This window comes from Coprococcus sp. TM115-187 (genome assembly GCF_027679115.1).
GTDB classification, from domain to species: Bacteria; Bacillota; Clostridia; order Lachnospirales; family Lachnospiraceae; genus Allocoprococcus; species Allocoprococcus comes.
On sequence record NZ_JAQEKS010000052.1, the window covers coordinates 1 to 1,612 of the forward strand.

General features: G+C 38.3%; 2 protein-coding genes. Both read right to left on the reverse strand.

Annotated features, from left to right (window positions below; all coding sequences use genetic code 11):
* Positions 1–49: 49 nt before the first annotated feature.
* Positions 50–961, reverse strand: a complete 912-nt coding sequence (locus PGW42_RS15735; protein WP_330614385.1) for an IS3 family transposase — start codon at positions 959–961, stop codon at positions 50–52.
* 26 nt (positions 962–987) lie between these two features.
* Entirely contained in the window at positions 988–1,425 is a 438-nt protein-coding gene (locus PGW42_RS15740) for an HTH domain-containing protein (protein WP_117836411.1), read from the reverse strand.
* Positions 1,426–1,612 lie beyond the last annotated feature (187 nt).

Sequence of the window (1,612 nt, forward strand, 5' to 3'; positions counted from 1 at the left end):
TAAACTGGACCCCATGTCAAGGACACAGTAAATTTTTTAGGTCAATTGGTTAAACAACCAATGCTGATGGTTTCTCTCCTGTAACCACATAATGATAATACTCATTTGGAGACATTCCTCCAAGGGTGGTTTGATAACGATCATTATTGTAGTAAGTTATGTAATCATCAATTCGTTCCTTTACATCCTGAAAGCAATCCCAGGTATTCACATATGGCTGAAGTTCATCTTTCATATGACCAAAGAAACTTTCCTGTGGTGCGTTATCCCAACAGTTTCCTCGTCTGGACATAGACTGGCGTAGCCTAAAGTCATTCAAAAGCCGCCGAAATGCAACACTTGTATAATGGCATCCTTGATCCGAATGAATCCAAACTTCTGCATTCATCTCGTATAAATGATTTCTCATGAGAGACTTTATTGTTTCAAGGACAAAATCAATCTCCAGAGATTCGCTTAATTGATAAGCTAGGATCTGCATTGTATATGCATCTTTTATAACGGATAAATATACATGCTTCTGCTTGAGCCGCAGATAGGTGATATCTGTCAGTAATACTTTTCGCGGGCCATAGGAACGGAATTGTCTCTTAACGTAATTCGGGGCAATTGTACTTGTACGTAATGCCTTTGCCATTCTTCGATATGGATTGGCTTTGCGTATAGGGCAGCACAAGTTGTATTTTCGCATTAATCTTTGCACTTTTTTTCTGTTCATAGTAATGCCCATACGCTTTAAACGCATGCAAATGCCCCTGGATCCTTTTGCATAACCTCGGTAATCATATGCTTCCTTGATTAGCAGAAAATCCTGATAATCAGATGCTTCACGGATAGCTCTTTGATTTGAGGCTGCGATCCAGCGATAATAACCGGATCTGGAAACGCCTGCCAGCTTACATAATTCCAAAACATTTAAAGCAGACTTGTTTTGAGTTTCTTTAAAGATTAATTCAAAGATAGCGCTTGTCTGCTCACGCGTTTTGGCTACTGCAGTTTCGGATTTGTTACGATATTTGAAATTTTTTTTAAAAACTCAACCTGTTTTTCTAAATGAACAATCCGTTCCTGTAATTCTTTGATACTGGCATCTGTTTTTTGGGTAGAAAGATCTTTTGCCTCGAATGCAGCAAGCTGTTGTTCTGTAGAAAGGCCTCGTGGAGGACGAAGTCCTTGCTCAGAATCTGCTTCTTCAAGAATACGTCTGCGCAGACTGCTTTTGCATCCTTGTGCAAACCAAGACGGATCATAACCAGCTGCTTTAAGGACTTCAGGGGTTGTTTTTCTGTGATTTCGAATCTGATCAACAAAGAATTTTTTGAATTCAAGTGTAAACGTAATGCGATTCGAACTTACGGAATAAGTATAAGGATTCAACTCCAAAACACGTAATTGTTCTTCTGTAAAAGGTACTTTTTTGCTCATAGTGTGTCCACCTTTCTGTTTATTAATATATCACAACAGCAATGGTGGTTAAACCTTTGTCTACAAGTTGGAAATAAGACCATGAAGGAATAATTGTTTACCAATTTCATGTCTACAACTTGGAAAATACTCTAAGGAATTGACCTAATTATCTAAGTTTCATGTCCACACTATAGGGTCCATTATA

Bases quoted from the DNA above. Each gene is read 5' to 3' on its own strand.
- PGW42_RS15740 (WP_117836411.1), bottom strand. From the start codon at position 1,425: ATGAGCAAAAAAGTACCTTTTACAGAAGAACAATTACGTGTTTTGGAG.